Genomic DNA, 368 nt, shown 5'->3' on the forward strand with positions numbered 1-368 from the left:
ATTTCCGCCTGCCTCGAACAGACCGGCCACTACAGCATCGCCATCTCAAAAGCCCTCCATCAACACGGCCTCCACGCCCTTTTCCTCGTCAATCCAAGGCGCATCAAAGCCTTCGGAAACCAAAAACTCAGACGCAACAAAAGTGACACTGCTGACGCCCGGCTCATTGCACGATTCCTCGTTGCCGAACAAAACGACCTCACCCCCTGGTCGCCCAAAACCACTGAAAACGAACAACTCACCGAACTCGTCCGCTACACCGAATCCATCACTCGCGAAATCGCCAAACTCAAAACCAAATGCGAATCCGCCATCGATCCCATCGTCCTCAAATCCCTCAAACGCAGAATCAAATCCGAACAAAAGGA

Annotated in this window: 1 protein-coding gene; it reads left to right on the forward strand. The window is 52.7% G+C overall.

Features of this window, described 5'->3' with window-relative positions:
- The coding region (locus tag JIN85_RS21045) for an IS110 family transposase (protein ID WP_200274549.1) at positions 1–368 on the forward strand (368 nt) is incomplete at both ends.

The sequence above is a fragment of the Luteolibacter pohnpeiensis genome, from assembly GCF_016595435.1.
GTDB classification, from domain to species: domain Bacteria; phylum Verrucomicrobiota; class Verrucomicrobiia; order Verrucomicrobiales; family Akkermansiaceae; genus Luteolibacter; species Luteolibacter pohnpeiensis.